General features: G+C 46.9%; 19 protein-coding genes. 4 read left to right on the top strand and 15 right to left on the bottom strand.

The window, feature by feature from the left end:
- Positions 1-78: 78 nt before the first annotated feature.
- The 5 genes from BLV33_RS01545 to crcB are packed head-to-tail and all read right to left on the bottom strand — an operon-like array spanning position 79 to position 3,405.
- A complete protein-coding gene (locus BLV33_RS01545) occupies positions 79-504 on the bottom strand; it encodes a CoA-binding protein (RefSeq protein ID WP_090787452.1) in 426 nt (141 codons plus the stop codon).
- Positions 505-519: 15 nt separating this feature from the next.
- Positions 520-1,329 (bottom strand): C39 family peptidase, encoded by an 810-nt coding sequence (locus BLV33_RS01540; RefSeq protein ID WP_090787449.1) that lies wholly within the window; start codon positions 1,327-1,329, stop codon positions 520-522.
- A gap of 23 nt (positions 1,330-1,352) precedes the next feature.
- Complete coding sequence (gene aroA / locus BLV33_RS01535; RefSeq protein ID WP_090787446.1) at positions 1,353-2,648, bottom strand: 3-phosphoshikimate 1-carboxyvinyltransferase; 1,296 nt, start codon at positions 2,646-2,648, stop codon at positions 1,353-1,355.
- A 14-nt stretch (positions 2,649-2,662) separates the two neighbouring features.
- Complete coding sequence (locus BLV33_RS01530) at positions 2,663-3,022, bottom strand: fluoride efflux transporter FluC (protein ID WP_090787443.1); 360 nt, start codon at positions 3,020-3,022, stop codon at positions 2,663-2,665.
- Positions 3,019-3,405, bottom strand: a complete 387-nt coding sequence (gene crcB, locus BLV33_RS01525) for a fluoride efflux transporter CrcB (protein ID WP_090787440.1) — start codon at positions 3,403-3,405, stop codon at positions 3,019-3,021. The genes BLV33_RS01530 and crcB overlap by 4 nt, the downstream gene beginning before the upstream one ends.
- 131 nt (positions 3,406-3,536) lie before the next feature.
- Here crcB and BLV33_RS01520 point away from each other — a divergent pair, with 131 nt between their 5' ends.
- A complete protein-coding gene (locus tag BLV33_RS01520) occupies positions 3,537-3,827 on the top strand; it encodes a rhodanese-like domain-containing protein (protein WP_090787437.1) in 291 nt (96 codons plus the stop codon).
- Between the two features lie 12 nt (positions 3,828-3,839).
- On the opposite strand, the gene BLV33_RS01515 is transcribed toward BLV33_RS01520, so the two are convergent.
- The gene (locus BLV33_RS01515) at positions 3,840-4,352 is read right to left on the bottom strand and encodes a shikimate kinase (RefSeq protein ID WP_090787434.1); all 513 of its coding nucleotides are present in this window, start codon (positions 4,350-4,352) and stop codon (positions 3,840-3,842) included.
- A gap of 173 nt (positions 4,353-4,525) precedes the next feature.
- Here BLV33_RS01515 and BLV33_RS01510 point away from each other — a divergent pair, with 173 nt between their 5' ends.
- Positions 4,526-4,819, top strand: coding sequence for a hypothetical protein (locus tag BLV33_RS01510; protein ID WP_090787431.1), 294 nt, complete (start codon positions 4,526-4,528; stop codon positions 4,817-4,819).
- A gap of 6 nt (positions 4,820-4,825) precedes the next feature.
- Here the strand turns inward: BLV33_RS01510 and gndA are convergent, their stop codons facing one another.
- The 6 genes from gndA to BLV33_RS01480 form a co-directional block, all read right to left on the bottom strand.
- Positions 4,826-6,244 (bottom strand): NADP-dependent phosphogluconate dehydrogenase, encoded by a 1,419-nt coding sequence (gene gndA / locus BLV33_RS01505; RefSeq protein WP_090787428.1) that lies wholly within the window; start codon positions 6,242-6,244, stop codon positions 4,826-4,828.
- 41 nt (positions 6,245-6,285) lie between these two features.
- A complete protein-coding gene (locus tag BLV33_RS01500) occupies positions 6,286-7,053 on the bottom strand; it encodes an SDR family oxidoreductase (RefSeq protein ID WP_090798587.1) in 768 nt (255 codons plus the stop codon).
- Entirely contained in the window at positions 7,053-8,639 is a 1,587-nt protein-coding gene (locus BLV33_RS01495; protein WP_090787425.1) for a gluconokinase, read from the bottom strand. Before BLV33_RS01495 ends, BLV33_RS01500 begins: the two co-directional genes overlap by 1 nt.
- Positions 8,636-9,907 (bottom strand): nickel pincer cofactor-dependent isomerase, group 22, encoded by a 1,272-nt coding sequence (locus BLV33_RS01490; RefSeq protein WP_090787422.1) that lies wholly within the window; start codon positions 9,905-9,907, stop codon positions 8,636-8,638. Before BLV33_RS01490 ends, BLV33_RS01495 begins: the two co-directional genes overlap by 4 nt.
- Positions 9,908-9,919: 12 nt before the next feature.
- Positions 9,920-10,921: a LacI family DNA-binding transcriptional regulator gene (locus BLV33_RS01485; protein WP_090787419.1), complete on the bottom strand. Its 1,002-nt coding sequence runs from the start codon at positions 10,919-10,921 to the stop codon at positions 9,920-9,922.
- Positions 10,922-11,057: 136 nt separating this feature from the next.
- Positions 11,058-11,654 (bottom strand): hypothetical protein, encoded by a 597-nt coding sequence (locus tag BLV33_RS01480; RefSeq protein ID WP_090787416.1) that lies wholly within the window; start codon positions 11,652-11,654, stop codon positions 11,058-11,060.
- A 539-nt stretch (positions 11,655-12,193) separates the two neighbouring features.
- Between BLV33_RS01480 and BLV33_RS01475 the strand changes: the two genes are divergently transcribed.
- Positions 12,194-12,397 carry a hypothetical protein gene (locus tag BLV33_RS01475; RefSeq protein WP_090787413.1) on the top strand — a complete coding sequence of 68 codons (204 nt, stop codon included), beginning with the start codon at positions 12,194-12,196 and terminating at the stop codon, positions 12,395-12,397.
- Between the two features lie 98 nt (positions 12,398-12,495).
- On the opposite strand, the gene BLV33_RS01470 is transcribed toward BLV33_RS01475, so the two are convergent.
- The 3 genes from BLV33_RS01470 to BLV33_RS01460 are packed head-to-tail and all read right to left on the bottom strand — an operon-like array spanning position 12,496 to position 15,772.
- Complete coding sequence (locus BLV33_RS01470) at positions 12,496-13,650, bottom strand: ABC transporter permease (protein ID WP_090787410.1); 1,155 nt, start codon at positions 13,648-13,650, stop codon at positions 12,496-12,498.
- A complete protein-coding gene (locus BLV33_RS01465; RefSeq protein WP_090787408.1) occupies positions 13,643-14,824 on the bottom strand; it encodes an ABC transporter permease in 1,182 nt (393 codons plus the stop codon). Before BLV33_RS01465 ends, BLV33_RS01470 begins: the two co-directional genes overlap by 8 nt.
- 12 nt (positions 14,825-14,836) lie before the next feature.
- The gene (locus tag BLV33_RS01460; protein ID WP_090787405.1) at positions 14,837-15,772 is read right to left on the bottom strand and encodes an ABC transporter ATP-binding protein; all 936 of its coding nucleotides are present in this window, start codon (positions 15,770-15,772) and stop codon (positions 14,837-14,839) included.
- Between the two features lie 206 nt (positions 15,773-15,978).
- Here BLV33_RS01460 and BLV33_RS01455 point away from each other — a divergent pair, with 206 nt between their 5' ends.
- Complete coding sequence (locus tag BLV33_RS01455) at positions 15,979-17,115, top strand: sensor histidine kinase (RefSeq protein ID WP_090787402.1); 1,137 nt, start codon at positions 15,979-15,981, stop codon at positions 17,113-17,115.
- The last annotated feature ends 21 nt before the right edge of the window (positions 17,116-17,136 follow it).

The following is a 17,136-nucleotide window of genomic DNA, read 5'->3' as shown; positions in this document are numbered from 1 at the left end:
TTTTATTCTCTCCGATGGATTCATAATTTATTTATGGAAGCTATTGGCAGATGCATAAAAAAACCGCCTCTCGGCGGCTTATTTGTTTCGCGGATTTAATACGGCGTCTTCAACTTTAATGCAGCGGTCCATTATGACTTCCAACCCGCCTTTTTTGGCAATTTCGGCAGCTTCCTCATTGACGATATCCAGCTGCAGCCAGAATACCTTCGCTTTGATGCGGACAGCCTCTTCCGCTATTGGAGCAACCTGCTCCGCTCTGCGGAACACATTGACAATATCCACCGGGTCAGGAATGTCAGAAAGCGATGGATAGCATTTCTCACCTAAGATCATTTCCGCATTCGGGTTAACCGGAATAATGCGGTAACCGCGATTTTGCATGGCCTTGGCTACCATATGAGAGGTTCGATCCGGATTATCAGACAAGCCGACAACCGCAATGTTACCAGCCAATGCCAGAATTTGCTTAATTTGCTCGCGAGTCGGATTTTCAAATGCCATTTGGAGGCCTCCTCTTTATTGAGTATAGCTTAACCCTTGTTTGCCCATTGCAATCCAGCTATCCATGAATTTCGCCTTGTCCACGGAAAATCCTTTTCCACCGCTTCTTGGATCATTGATGAACACGGAGTTTTCATCGTAGCCCACCAGCAGCACAACGTGCTCGGCGAAGGTTGTCTGAATCGGGCCGCTGGCCGTATCCCACTTCACCCAACTGGTTGGTACGGAAAAGTCAATGGTCGTCCATACCATAACCGGAATACCGTCTGCAATTTGTTGTTCATAATTCACAAAGGACTTATTGGTTAGATCGATTGCTTTTGGAATATATGTTTTCAGTAAGGGAAACAGTCCAGCATGATAAATGCCAAATCCTCTTCCCTTTCTGAAAACATCGCCGACAAATCCAACATTCGGATCGCCCCAATATTTTGGAGTCCCATCCTCATTCAAAACGATTTTAGTATCGTCTCTTGGCATTTCGGCGGCCAGCTCCATTTTGTTTTTGGATAATCCCGCGAATTGAAGTAGCATCGTTAAACTGGTCACTTCACAACCTGCAGGAAGCTCGGGGTTTTGCAGCACCAAAGGAGCATCCAGCTTGGCCGATGCCGGCATTTTTTTTGATGGGGGTGGAGAAGTTGCAGGTACAGGTGTTTCCATAGCTCCAATTAATGGCATGATGTGATCATTTGCAAGAATTTTGTTATCCTGACCGATAAATTTGGCATATAAAAGCATTGTAAATACGCCGCTGGCAAAGAGCAATCCAGCTATCAGAAAAAATCCAAATGTCACCTTTAAGCCTTGCCATATAACCGTCATGATGATTCACCCGTTCAGAAAAATTATTCCTCTACCAACTCAACTTCGGCACCCAGAGCATTTAAATGTTCAAAGTATTGCGGGTAAGATTTAGCTACATGCTGGGCATCCTTTATAATAAGGCCATTCCTGGAGCGGAGACCCACGACGGTGAGAGCCATAATGACCCGATGGTCAAAATGAGCGTTGATTTCCGCACCGCCTTCTACTCCCTCCGGCCGTCCATGGACGATGATTTCGCTTTGGCGCTCTTCGACATCGGCACCTGCTTTGCGAAGCTCCGCCAGAAAATCGGTAATTCGGTCACATTCCTTATAGCGGAGATTCTCCACATTGTAAAAACGTGAAGTTCCTTCCGCAAATACAGCAGCAGCTACCATGGCCAGCACGGCATCGGTGAAATGATCGCCATCGAAATCACCGGCTTGCAAACGGCCATTCCCGAGTACATGGACAACACCCTGATGATGGGTCAATTGAACACCCATTGCTTTCAATACATCCACGCAAGCCTTCTCGCCTTGCTTGCTGGTTTCCTCAAGTCGCAGCACAGTCACATCCGAATTCGTTACCGCAGCTGCAGCGAGAATAGCCGCAGAACCAGGGTAATCCCCCTGGACTACATATTGTTTGGCCTGATACTTTTGATTACCCGGAACTCGGTAGCGCATCAAGTCTTCGCTCGCATAAACCTTGATTCCTGCCTGTTCGAGAACCTCAAGAGTCTGGCCGATAATGACTTTCGACTTCAAATCGTGCAGGACTTCGATTTCGCTGTCTTGCTCGAGCAGAGGTGTCATGAAAAGCAGGGAGCTGAGAAACTGTGAGCTCACATTGCCGGAAACGGTTATTTTACCGCCCCGCGGAGAGCCCCCTTTTATAGTTATCGGCAGACGGCCGTCCTGATGGAATACCTCCACACCCATTTGCTGCAAAGAATCAATTAAATCATGATGCGGCCGCTTACCTAATGATTGCGGATATGTATTCACAAAGGTTACATCCGGGCAAAACGCCGCAACGGACATTAAAAACCGAAGCACCGCTCCCGCATTACCGACATTAAGCTCAGAGACAGGCTGGGGATGCTTACCGAAGCCGGTTATAACGATTTTCTCATCATCCTCCTCGACAATGGCGCCCAAATCGCGAATACAGCGTCTCATAGCGTCGCTGTCCTCGCTGTGCGCCGGATAGTAAATGGTGCTTGTCCCTTCTGCCAGGGCGGCAAGCAGCAGATAGCGGGTTGTATAGTTTTTGGATGACAATGCGTTAATTTCTCCTTGTAGCCGGGAGCTCGGTTTGACTATGGCTTTCACGAAAATTCTCTCCTCTATAAATAGTATCCCAAGACAACAAGCAGAAGGCCGAGCGAATAAGACAGGAGCGTATACAAAAGCCATGTTCCGGTAAATTTCCCCTTGATCAGGCTGAGGCTTTCCAATTTTAGCGATGAAAAGGTCGTAAAAGCGCCCAAAAAGCCAGTCCCTGCCCATAGCCTGATCGAATCGTGAGCATGATCTCGCATGATCCAGCCTACGCAAAAACAGCCAAGCAGATTTACTGTCAGTGTACCATATGGAAAAACCGATGGGAACCTGTGAGACAGGAAACTCGAAAGCTTATATCGACAAATAGTGCCAAGAAATCCGCCGCTTCCAACCAACACGGCATTCCATATCCAGGGGGTCATAGATGGGCCCTCCTTGAAGAGAGCGCCAAAGCAATTCGATTTCCCAACCAGGCAAAAAATAGTCCTCCCCAGAGACTTCCCATGATATAAATGACAGCAAGCCATACATGACCAGCATCCAGCATGGCAAATGTTTCAAAGCTAAGGGATGAAAAAGTAGTAAAAGCTCCGATAAAACCAGTTGTGATAGTTAGGCGCATTTGAGCTGAAATTTGCTTGAACGTGGAATAGGCTATAAAGCTTATTAGCAGGCAACCTGAAAAATTACAAAATAGTGTTCCCCAGGGGAACTTCTCCGGCGAAGCTGGATTCCACAGCAGGGTACAAGCATACCTTGTCCATGCACCCAGAACTCCTGCAATTCCGATGTATAGGATTGCCATAATTCACCTCTATTTGCATCAAATCAAAATTCGATCAGCCTGTTGTCAGCTGATTGACATCAAGCCGAATTATTCCTATGATAATTTAAGCGAGGTCATCCCTCTCAATCAGGATTTCGGAGGCTGATATCATGGAGACTATTTTACCGCATGAAATCAAACAAAGGCTTGAACAAGGAGAAGTCCTGAACATTATTGATGTTCGTGAAGCGGAGGAAGTAGCGGCTGGCATGATCCCGGGAGCCAAGCACATACCGCTTGGTGAGCTGCCCGTCCGCCATACGGAAATACCGCTAAACAATGAAATAATTCTCGTTTGCCGCAGCGGCGGGCGCAGCGGTAAAGCCTATGACTTTTTAATGGCCCAAGGCTATAAAGGGCTTAAGAATATGACTGGCGGCATGCTCGAATGGGCCAAGTGATTCCTCTATCGATTATGGCTCCAGAGTGTTGGTTTGCAGAATAAGATCGACGATTTGATCGGTGTTCAAATGAGTTGTATCTATCGTCACATGTGCAAATTCATAAGCATGCTTCCGCTCTTCAAGCAGGGTATTGACGCGTTCTTGAAGATTGCCCTGGAGCAAAGGGCGATTTTGATCGCGGCTGACTCTGCTGATAATGGTATCCGGGTTAGCAGTCAGCGCAATGACCCATCCATTGTCGAGCATGCAGGAACGATTTTCTTCCGCTAATACCGCCCCTCCACCCGTTGCCACTATTTGTTGATCTGCATCTAACTGAGCACTCAGCGCTTTGGTTTCCAAGTCGCGAAAATAGGATTCTCCGTGAATCCGAAACAGTTCCCGGATCGGCATTCTCTGCTCTTTTTCAATCCGCTCATCCATATCGATGAAGGTCCAGCCCAATCTTTTGGCCAGTAATTTTCCCACCGTTGATTTACCAGTCCCCATAAACCCGACTAATATCACGTTGCGTCTACGCACATCGATCCTTCTTTCAATGAATAAAGTCACCTTAAACTTTTCATATCATACCATATGCACCTCTGGGATGAATACAATTCTGCAGAAATTCAAGATGTCTGAGAATAATTTCTAACCGCTGTAGTAAAGATGAATAAGAGATAGATTTGCAGTTCATAAGGAGAGATGATGCATTGAACTCTGTTCCCGCTATACAAGGTATCGCCCCAGGCAAGCTGGACCAAATATTAAAGCCCGGATACCAGCTCTGCAAGGAGGATGTCATTTGGATACTTGAATTTATTAAGAAAAAAGTGGCTGAGGAGGACCCGAATCTTGCAGGCCTTTCCCAACCACAACTGTTAAGGAGCTTTCGCTATTTCACCGAGATTGCGATGATGCTCATTCACCGTAAAAACGGCTTTGATCAAGAAGCGGACCGATTAAAAAGATGGCTTTGTGAAGCTGCTTACGGCCCCATTGAATAAAAGCGATTAATTATCAAGCTCCAACCACTCGTAGTGGAAGGTGCCTTCTTTGTCAACCCTTTGAAAGGTATGGGCACCAAAATAGTCGCGCTGCGCCTGAAGCAGGTTAGCCGGCAATCTATCCGTACGGTAACTGTCGTAATAAGCCAATGCAGAAGCAAAAGCCGGAACTGGGATTCCGCGGGTCACGGCAATTGAAATTACTTCCCGCCATGCGCTCTGATAGTTTTCGACAATACCTTTGAAGTAGCTGTCCAGCAGCAGATTCTTAAGCTCGGAATCACGGTCGTAAGCGTCCTTGATGTTTTGCAGGAATCTGGCACGGATGATGCAGCCGCCTCTAAAGATCATGGCAATGTTGCCATATTTCAGGTCCCAGTTGTATTCCTCGGAAGCCGCTCGCATTTGGGCAAAGCCTTGCGCATAGGAGCAAATCTTGCTGGCATAAAGCGCCTTGCGGACCGCTTCGATGAATGCCTTGCGATCCCCCGAGTAAGGGGTCACGGCTGGGCCAGAAAGCACCTTGCTTGCTGCTACACGCTCTTCCTTCATGGCGGAAATAAAGCGCGAGAATACAGATTCCGTAATGATGGACAAAGGAACACCGAGGTCAAGCGCGCTTTGGCTGGTCCATTTGCCAGTGCCTTTTTGGCCGGCGGAATCCAGAATCACATCCACCATCGGCTTGCCGGTTTCCTCATCATATTTGGTAAAGATGTCGCGGGTAATTTCGATCAAATAGCTGTCGAGCTCCCCGCTGTTCCATTCCGTGAATATATCATGAAGCTCCTTGGTGTCGACTCCAAGAACATCCTTCAGCAGTTGGTAGGCTTCACAGATTAGCTGCATATCACCGTATTCAATGCCGTTGTGCACCATTTTCACATAATGTCCTGCTCCGTCTGGTCCGATATATGTGCAGCAAGGCTCGCCACCCACTTTGGCAGAAATGGAAGTCAGGATCGGCTCGACCAGCTCGTACGCATCCTTTTGTCCTCCAGGCATGATGGAAGGTCCCTTTAAAGCTCCTTCTTCACCACCGGAAACACCTGTCCCGATAAAACGAAACCCTTTTGACTCCAGTTCCTTATTGCGTCTGACGGTGTCGGGGAAAAACGAGTTGCCTCCGTCAATCAGAATATCCCCCTTGGTTAAATGAGGGAGAAGTTGATTGATCGTGTCGTCCGTGGGCTTGCCCGCCTTTACCATGATCAGGATTCTGCGCGGAACCTCCAGAGATTCTACGAATTCTTCAATGCTGTATGTACCCACTAGCTTTTTCTCAGGAAAATCACTTACCAATTCTTTCGTTTTTTCAGGAGAACGATTGAATACAGATACGGCGAAGCCTCTGCTTTCGATGTTAAGCGCCAGATTTTTACCCATTACGGCAAGGCCGACGACTCCGATTTGTTGTTTGGACATGGTCTCTTTGAACATCCTTTCCGAGTTGCGATGATTTATATTTATATGGTCATAGCACCAAAACCGCCATCCACGCGGATCAATGCTCCCGTAACAAAACTGGAGGCCTGTTCGGATGCCAGAAATACAGCGGCTCCTTGAAGCTCTTGCGCTGCGCCGAAACGATTCATGGGAGTATGCTTCATGATCGATTCTATACGTTCCGGCTGAAGAATCTTGCGGTTTTGCTCGGCCGGGAAAAACCCGGGAATAATGGCATTGACCCGGACTCCACTGGGGGCGAATTCACGGGCTAAAAACTTCGTTACGTTATTCACAGCCGCCTTGGAGGCCGAATACGTAAACACTCGGGAAAGCGGCGGATCGGAGGAAACGGAGGAAATGTTGATAATGCTGCCTCCCTTGCCTTGCTCTACCATATATTTCCCAAATATTTGACAGGTTAACACAACGCTTTTGAGATTAACCTCCATAATAGAATCCCATTCTTCCATGGAAATGTCAAAGAACGGTGTTGCGCTGTTTTTGCCCGGGCAATTCATCAGGATATCGACATTTCCGGACCAAGCCAAAATCTGTTTGAGGACAACCTTCAGATCCTCCTGATTCGTCGCATCAGCCGTAAAACAATGGGCATGACCGCCTGCTTCTTCAATTCGTGCTCTGACCGAATCGCTTTTCTCCTGATTGCGGCCTACAATCGCCACTTGGGCTCCATGACCTGCAAGTGCCAGCCCCATCTCTGCACCAAGGGTACTGTTTCCTCCAATAACAACGGCTGTTTTCCCGGTTAAATCGAATAAATTCATCATGCTTTCCCCTCTTTCTTCGTTTGGGTTATGGGGGAATGTTCTTGCTGGAAGGCAGAAATCGCATCAAAATCATCTTTTAAATGATCATATACGTTCCTGTAAATGGATGTCAATTGCGCATAAACCTTGGTTATGGCCGGATCCGGTTGATGCGTGGCCTGAATTCGGATCCAGTTATGCGCTTCGTTGAAATCCTTGATCACTCCCATTGCAAAAAGCCCTAGTAAAGCAGCCCCAATCCCCGAGCTTTCCACGGAATCCGGTACATGCACCGGTGTTCCCGTTACGTCCGCCATCATTTGCCGCCAGAACACCGACCGAGCAAAGCCCCCGGAGGCGCGGATTTCATTCGGCTGCCCCGTCATTTCCTGCAGCGCGGAAGCCACCGATTGTATCCGGTACATGACTCCTTCCAGAACCGAACGGATCATGTGCTTCTTGCTGTGCACCAAGGAAAATCCAAAAAACACGCCACGGGCATTGGCATTCCAATAAGGTGCGCGTTCTCCGGCCAGCAGCGACAGGAAGATCAAGCCTTCCGAACCCGGAGGCACTTCCGATGCCAGCTGCGTCAAGTAATCATAAGGGTCCTGCCCTCTGCGACGGGCTTCTTCGGCTTCCAAAGTAGCAAGCTGGTCGCGTACCCAGCGAAACATGATGCCGCCATTGTTGATCGGACCCCCGACTACCCAGAAGTTTTCGACCAGCGCATAGCAAAACAGTCTGCCGTGGGGATCAGTGATCGGCTCTCGAACAACTCCCCTAACCGCCCCGCTGGTGCCAATGGATACAGCCCATATGCCAGGCTCGGTGGCGCCAACCGCGAGATTGGCAAGAACTCCGTCGGAGGCTCCAGCTATGAACGGAGTATTCGGGCTGAGGCCCATTTGCTCTGCATATTCAGTTGGCAAGCCGCTGATTTGGAAGGTGGTCGGCACCGGATCGGACAGCTGATCCCGGCTTATTCCCGCCGTATGCAGAGCTTCGTGATCCCAATCAAGATTCTGCAAATTGAACAATCCTGTCGCACTGGCCAGAGAGTGATCAATCACAAACCGCTGAAAAAGCTTAGCAAACACAAATTCTTTGATGCCGATAAATTTGTAGGCGGCCTTTATCAAATCAGGCTCATTATCGCGAAACCACATAAGCTTGAGCAGCGGCGACATCGGATGAATAGGAGTGCCCGTGCGGGAGTAAATGGATTGGCCTAATCCGCTGCTCCTCAGCACGTCCACGTAGCTTGCGCTGCGGTTATCCGCCCAGGTGATACAGTTGGAAAGTGGACGCAGCTCTTGATCCACAGCAATAATACTGTGCATCGCAGAGCTAAAGGACACACATAATACTTCCTCGGCGCGTAATCTTAACTGCTTCACAACAGCTTCAATCCCAATCAGGACAGCTTGGAATATTTCCAAGGGGTCTTGTTCCGCCCGGTCTGCAGTTGGAGTATGGAGCGGATATTCGATGGAATGAGAAGCCAATACGCGGCCAGCACGGTCGACAATTAATGTTTTGGTGCTTGTTGTTCCAATATCTACTGCAACCATATAGGGAGCAGCTGACGCATCTGCGGTCATATGCTGATATTCCCTTCTTCATCGAATGCAAGCTCGTACGGCGCCGTCAGGACTTCTATATCTGGATGCGCTATGGCTTCATTCAATAAATTTACAGAGATTTCAATCTCTCCTACATGCAGAGTATCGCGAATTCTCACTAGCTTGCATTGCGTATAATCCAAAATATTGCAAGTCTTTACCGCTGCCTTAAACGCCAGCAAGTCATTGTCCAATGTAGTAGCAGTCTTTGTCGGCGCGCAGACGGTAGAAGTCAACCCGTTTGCATAGGTAGCTTCGAAATCCATTTGGGCCACAAGCCGCTTGGTAGTAAAATCAGCTGTGCCCACTCCGTTGGCATTCCCGTTCGTTTCCTTGGTCAAATCCAGCACGACCATTTTACTCACATCCGGTCCGCCATGGGCATATGGAGTTGGATAGCGGCCGGTCACATTCGGGTCCATGCCGTCGCCGCTGATGTTTTTGCCGATATAATCGATCACCAGCACATCGATCTGGTCGAACAATATGCGCGGCAGCCGCGCCTTTGCCTGGATCAGCAGCAGCTCTTCCCGCTCCTCGATCTGCGCGGCAGGCAGCACCTCGATCCTGCAGGTCTGATCGTAGGCATTTTCCACGAGCGCTACGCCAAATACAATGGGCAACTTCTCCAGCATCATGTTGGCCATCAGCACCACATGCTCGGCCATGTACTTGAAGCCAAGCTGATGGCAGGCTTCAGCGCCCTTCTGTTTGCCCAGCCCGATCGCGATCATCTTCATGATGCCGCTCTCGATCTTTCCGCGAAAAGCCGTGTGCGGTTTCACACGGTTAATCACAACAATGGCATCCGCTTCGGCTGCGAGCCGGTCAACATAGACAGGAAGTCCATTGGCCAATTGGCCGATTTCAATGACTTCCATGGAAGAATGAATCGGCGCCCCCATCAAAGCTTCCGAGATGCCCAGATGGTGCAATACACCGATCTGTCCTTCTGCCGTTGCCCCGCCATGACTGCCCATACAGGGAACTATGAACGGATGTGCCCCTGCAGCTTTAATGGCGTCAATCGTTGTCTTGGTAACCATCGCAATATTGGCGATGCCTCTGCTGCCAACCGCAACAGCAACCTTCTGGCCTAGGCGCAGCTGATCCACGGCTCCGGGCTTTTCAAGCTCGAGCCGTAAAGCTTTCTCCGGATGCTCCAGCATGGAAGCATCAAATTTCTGGCGAATTCGCACCATCTGGGGAATGGGAACGTCTTGTAAAAGCTGCTGCAGAATACTCATGGAACCAGCCTCCTAATTTAATTTGCGGACCGATTGCCGAACCATTAATTCGGTCTTTAAGTAGACGGATTGCGTTTCGAGCTGCTTCTGCTCGATACCCTGGATCAAACGCTTCGCGCCTTCACTGGCAATCAGCTCAATAGGGCGTCTGACCGTTGTTAATGCCGGAGTGATGAACGCGGAAAAAACCGTATCATCGAACCCGATAATGGAAAAATCCGCAGGCACCTGCAAGCCCTTCTCCGTAACTGCCTTCATTGCACCCAGCGCCATCTCGTCATTACTGCAAAAGACAGCAGTCGGAGGCTCGCCAAGCTCCAAAAGCTGCTGCATGCCTCTGAATCCGCTTTCCAAGTCGTACATCCCCGGCTGTAAATATGCCTTATTGACGGGGATCCCATGTTCGTTCATTGCGCGTATAAAGCCTTCTTTTCTATTTTGCGCAGATTTAAATCCCGCTCTTCCTTCAATCATGGCAATTCGTTCATGACCCTGATCGATCAAATAGGAAACCGCTTGAAAGGCACCCTGCTCTTCTTCAGCGATGATATTAAGCACACCTTGACTGTCGACTTCACGATTCAGCACCACTACAGGAATGCCGACGGATACGACATGCTCGATGAAGGGTCCATCTCCGCTGCTTTGGCTCACAGCAATGATGCCGTCAAAATTCTTTCGGTTGATGGAGTGATAGCTCGAATAATCATCGATCCCTTTGACAATAAGCTGATAGCGGTCTTTAATGACAATGTTGACCCCGCGAATGGCTTCATAGAAAAAACCGGCCGAGGTACCTTGATTGAGGGTTGTAAAGAATAACCCCAGATGGTACGAACGATCCATAACCAGACTTTTAGCGTTAAAATTAGGCGAATACTTCATTTGATCAGCCAATGCGCGGATTCGGTTCTTGGTCTCTTCTTTGATGTAGGGGCTGTCATTGAGCGCTCTTGAAACCGTCGTATGCGAAACGCCGGCAAGTCGAGCTAAATCCTTAATTGTAAGGCTCATGCACTCACCTCTAACGTCATCATACCATATCAATGCACACGTTAACAATCAGTGCGGCCACACTATTTTAATCAAAAAAAGAACCGGTATCGAATAGCATACTCGGCTCTTATTAGGAATCTTTATTAGGCTGATCTCACATTTCCAGTAACAGCATTTCATGACGATACGTCTCCAGTTTTTCTTTACTGCTGCGGATCGCTGCTTCGTCGGAAGCATTCAATGCATCAGACAGAACAGCCAGCTCATAGTCAAGCTCCATTCTCAGGACCTGGATTCGTTCATTCGAACGCTGGGAGCGCAGCGCCTGCATAACCTCTTCGACCGTAATCACCGGTTCCTTTTGAAAAAGCACTTTATGCTCGATTCCGGATATCTCTACCATGCGTATAATTTCCCCAAACATAATATTTTCGATGAGAATTTGCCGGTCTTTAAACCTTTTCACAATAGCATGGCCGCGTGTGTCGCCAATCAGCTTCTCCATCATTTCGGCCAGCTTCTCATCCTTAAATGAGTAATTCCCGACAATCTTATATTTTTCGCCGATGCGCTCAAATTTTAGTTTAATCAGTTTGCGCCCCGTCCGAATCGAAATGATAAACTGTTGTTCGCTTTCGCTCCAATAGAGGGAATAACCTTCCTGAATCAATGATTTGATAAAATTACGGATTTGCCGACGGTCAAATCGCAGCTCTAGGTTGCAGTACTCCACTTCATGACTTTTACTCACGGCAATCCCCTCCTTTTGCTTACAAGTTATGTTTAGTTTAAATATTCAGACAACTTGTTTGCTTACTTTTATCTTATTATGAATTGTATGTTTTAGCAACTTGGTTTATTGACATTTTTTATGGATGATGCGAGAAAATTTCTATTCGTGGATTCCAACGCTTGAATCGCTGTTATTTTTCACCAAAAACAAAGACCCTGCACATTAAGCGGAGGGTCTTCTTACGGGAAGCAGCAATTAGTTAAGCTGCAAAAATGATTTTTTAAGAAATTTGCTTGGTCATCTTGTAGCCGCGTAAAACTCGGCGAAGAAATTTCAATCGTCTTCTTCTCAATCGAGAGAACATGGCTTAAACCAACCTTTCGGATTTACTTAATCCCCCATTGCTTATAAGGATTACGTTTGCTCCGTTTATGATTTAATAATTACCACTTCCCACATCTTATTACCCTTTTCTGGCAAGACAGAATCAGAGTTGTTTCAATATATTTCCAATGTGGTAATTATCCATAATTTATGAACTAACAGGAGCTGAAATCATGGAGACTATAACGGAAAAAAGAGCCCAATTTTACTGGGAAGCCGAGAAGCTGGTTTACGATGTTTTGCCCTGTGGTTCAGTCAAACCGGATGATACAGACAAAATCGCCAAGATATGCAATCTAAGTGACTTTCAGGTTGGAGTCGCCATTCAGCTATTGTCATATAAGAACATGCTGCCAGTTGAAGCTCTGGTTCATTAATGACAAGCCATAATGATCGGATGCCCTATTAATTAAAAACATGCCGAGGAAAAAATCCTCGGCATGTTTATTGTGCCAATCCACTTGTCAGCACTCAATCAACTAGCCTCCGCTTTTTCAGGACGAAGAATCACGGAGCCGATGCCGAGCAGGATGATGGCAAACAAAGCAAGCACGCCTAAGTTTAGCAGCACGTTCATCAATCCCTGTCCCATAGACATGCGTTGTATCGCGTCGATCGCCCATTTTTGCGGTACGAAATTGGAGAGCTTTTGCATCCAATCCGGCATGATCGAAACAGGCCAGAAGCACCCGCCGAGCATGCATGTCGGTGTAATGATGAGGGTGTTGAGCGAGGTTATGTTCGATGAATTCTTGACCATGCCCGCTACTGCACTTGCAATTCCCATACTTGCGAGTAAAAAGAATTCCATAATAACTAGCTGCGAGACAAAGGGCAAATGGTAATCAAATTGCAGGATATACCGTGTTATGGAAAGGATCAACAGGATTTGTAAGTTGCCGACCAAGAAGCTGCCCATGAAATTACCCATCACGATTTCAAACGATCGAACCGGAGCCGTATATATTCGAGCCATCGTCATTTGCTTGCGATCTTCCATAATAATGGAAACGGTGCTATTGATGAGGCTCATCATAAACATGAGCATGAATCCAATGATGGTGGAAAGACCGGGGTTTACATATAGATTCAAGTCGGTCACGGCTGCTTTCACCTGATGCTTTTCCATTTGAGCCAATGTTTTTTCTACGGCTGATTGCAGAACTGCTCCTTGCAGCGAGGCTGCTTGCAGTGAAGATACAGTTTGATTCAACTCACCGACTATGGAATCCACGTGGAGCTTCAAGGTGAATGAGGCTTCACTGACGCTTAGCTGATACATCTGAACTTGCGGTACATTGCCTTTATACAAGGAGTCGCTGAAATTAGCAGGTATGATAAATGCAGCGTCTGCCTGCTGTTTGATTACATGTTCCTTGAGCATATCAGCATGGGACATTTCTTTAAGGATATAATCTTTTCTTAATGACAGCTCTTGCACCAAGTGCTTGCCCAGGTTTCCCTGGTCTTGATTCATATAGGCGATAGTGACTACTCTCGTGGGCGCTTGACCGGCTAAGGCAATAATCAGAGAGATTACGAATGTAGGAATGACTATATAAATGAACAATCCCTTTCTCTGTCCCAGTGTCCGCTTTAACATATTAAGAGCAATATATAAGCTATTCATGGTAACCCACCATTCGATATGCGCCTAGAGAGATTATCAAAAGTCCGACAGCAATCATTCCAAGGATGGTAACATACTGCAAAATGACAGTAACATCGCTCTCCAACATCATGCGCAGCATGCTTTGCAGCGCCCAATGATTCACTGTGAACTCTCCAATCGTATGGAGGAATCCATCCGGAAGCGGCGAGAAGCCTCCGCTTAAAAATGTCATAGCCATAATCAGGAATTGAAAGATTGTTATAACCGCTTTGATGGATCCAGCCAGCATCGAGATCATGACGGCAAGACTCATCGACACGGCTGTTAAACATAGACATACGACAGCCAGCATCCCATAGGAATGACCCCAGTTTACGCCATAAAAGAGGGTTGTTGCCGCAATGATAACAAAGGATTGAAGCATTGTAATGAAGGCATTCCCCGTAATTTTACCGAACATTAAATGGACTTCCGGAATTGGCATGGAATTCAGCCGCATCAAGGTATGCTTTTCCTTTTCATTCATCATGCTTATGGCAGCGCTCATACCGGAGTAAAGCAAGAACATCACCAGCATGGCCGCCGCATAATATTGGCTCGCTGAATAATTGGCATCCGAAGCGGACAGCTTTCCCATTTGCACAAAAGAATTGTCAGCAGCTCCATACTTTGCTGCTTCTCCGCTTGGCTGGGCTGCTTTTTGAACATTAGGACCTGCAGCTATACTCAAAGACTGATAAAAATTAATTTGATCCAAAAACGAACCGAACACCATCTGTGCCGTTAAATTTTGGTCGTAATCATTCCCCAATATCATTTCCCATTCTGCCGATCCACCTCGCATGACTTTATCGCTGAAATCTGCGGGAACAACGAGACCGAACTGTTCTTTGCCAAGCTTTATCTGATTCTTAGCCTCATCAGAGGTCGTATAAGTTGTAATGTGAATTAAGTCCGTGATTCTTCCGCTTTTAAGAAATGCGGCAAGCTCTTCGTTCATGGAACCCGAATCCTGTTGAACAAGCGCCACACTCACCGAGGGAATAGCTTTATCCTTGATTTGAAATTGGTTCGATAATGCTGAACCCAGAATAAAGATCAATATTAAAGGCAGAGCAAACTGGATGAGCAAAACCGTGCGGGACGTCATCATGCGCTGAACTTCATATTTTGCAATGGTCCAAATATTCATTTGCTCCGCCTCCTAATCCCGCAGTTTTCTACCTGTCAAGGACAGGAACAATACTTCCAGATCGGGCTCAATCTGGGATAGTGTTTGAATTCTGACAAGATGCTTGGATAAAATAAACAGAATATCCTGCAAGTAAGCCTGCGAGGATGACAAGGTAATCTCGATTGTTTGATTCTGGGCTGTCACTTGGTTGATCCTTGGATGATCATTCAATTCTTGAATCGCTGCTTGGTTCAGCTTATCTACTTGGATCATAATTTTCTCCTCTTGAGCCGCTTTGCTCCTCAGTTCTTTCTCTGTTCCGCAGGCAATCAAATGTCCATGGTCAATGATTCCGACTCGGGTGGAAATCGCGGCTACCTCTTCCATGTAATGGCTCGTATAAATGATCGTCGAGCCCATTTGATTCAACTTTCTCACCGACTCCAGAATGTGATTGCGCGACTGCGGATCGATACCTACTGTAGGCTCATCCATGATGATCAGCTTCGGATGATGCATGATGGCGCAGGCAATATTCAGCCTTCGTTTCATTCCGCCAGAGAAGGAGCTCGGCTTTTCCCTTTGGCGGTCAGCCAAAGCCACGAATTCGAGCGCTTCATCCACTCGCTCCTTCAGTAAGCTTCCGCGAAGTCCATATAGCTTGGCAAAGAAGGTCACATTCTCTCTGGCGCTCAAGTTTTCATAGATCGCCAAATCTTGCGGAACAAGACCAATTCTTCGTTTAATCTCCAAAGGATCGGTTTTTACCGATATCCCGTCCAGCGTCATCTCCCCTTGATCGATTTTCAGCAAGCCGCTCAGCATTTTAATCGTCGTGCTTTTGCCAGCTCCATTTGGACCCAGCAAACCAAATACTTCTCCCTGCTCAATCGTGAGATTCAAATGATCAACTGACACTTTGGAATCATATTTTTTAACCGCATCTTTAATTTGAATAAAACTCATTTTCGTTCACTCCTTTTTTCAATTGTCAATGATTATACTTGTATCTTAAATCCAATTGCCTTTTCCCACAGGTAGATATAGTCATGAGAATGAGGTGACCAAAGTCACCAGTAGGGATTTATCAACATCAGTACGAACTTTTTGTGCTATAATTTGTCTGAAATGCTGGAGTAAATGGATAACTTTACTAAAGGACGGAGAACTTCTTGACCAAATTGTTACATACGGTCCGCTTTTTGCTTGTGCTTCTCCCAGCAATGAGCTCGATGTATCTTGAAAGCTATGATTCTTATGAATTATTTACATTTTACATCTTACTGTTTCTATGGTTGGCTGAGCTTCGCCGCATTGTGCTTCCAGAACGCTTTCATTCAATTCTAATTGTTCTGGAGATTGGCTTTGGAGCATGGCTGAGCAGTGCGTATCAGGGAGTTTTATTCATTTTGTTCTATTCTACAATGCTGACTTATTGGCAAATTGAAAGCAAACGTTTATTAAATTTGTTCGCACTCCTGCAGCTTGTGCTGCTTCAACTTTCTCTGACTGGCAGAGCACCACTTATCTATGTGACGGCTGACTTGTTGTTTATCGGTTTTGCCCTCTTGCTCCTTCAGATCAGGATTACCGCGAAAAATAAGGTGGAAACAGAACAGCTGTATGATGTGCTCAGGCGCAAGCATTATGAGCTGGATGCGGCAAAGGATCGATTGATGGATTACGCCAAGAAGGTTGAAGACATTGCACAAGTCGAGGTAAGAAACCGTATTTCCCGCGATCTTCATGATGACCTGGGCCATTTGCTCATCCGTCTGAAGATGATGATGGAAGCTTCCATCCAGATCCTGCCGCACCAACCGGATAAAGGAATGGAAATGATTCATACCGTCCGCGATCAGCTTACGGAAAGCATGGATCTGCTGAGAGCTACCGTACGCCAATTAAAGCCCAATGAAGAAACGATCCAAACCTACACACTGGACAAATTAATTAAAGATTGGGCAAAAGATAAAGGTGTCCGGGTACAGTATGAATCCAGTGGTTTGCCTTATGCGCTATACCCCAGCCTTGAGTTTATTTTGTACCGCAACGCGCAGGAGGCAATTACGAATGCGATTCGACATGGCGCGGCTACCGAGGTTCAAATTGACTTGCACTTTGAACCTAAACTCATAACTATGCATGTAATCAATAATGGAGCCGTTTTGAGCGCTGATTCCGACAAGGGCCTTGGGATCAGCGGGATGGAGGAACGTACCCAATTGGTGGGGGGGCAGCTTCTTGTTTCCTATGAATCGCCATTTACGGTAACCACCAGGCTGCCAACTACATATAGAAACGTCTAAAACGTTTTGGAAGGAGCGCTT

It is taken from the genome of Paenibacillus sp. GP183, from assembly GCF_900104695.1.
Classification (GTDB): Bacteria; Bacillota; Bacilli; order Paenibacillales; family NBRC-103111; genus Paenibacillus_AI.
The sequence above is the reverse complement of the archived record's forward strand: the minus strand, read 5'-3'. Positions and strand labels throughout refer to the sequence as shown.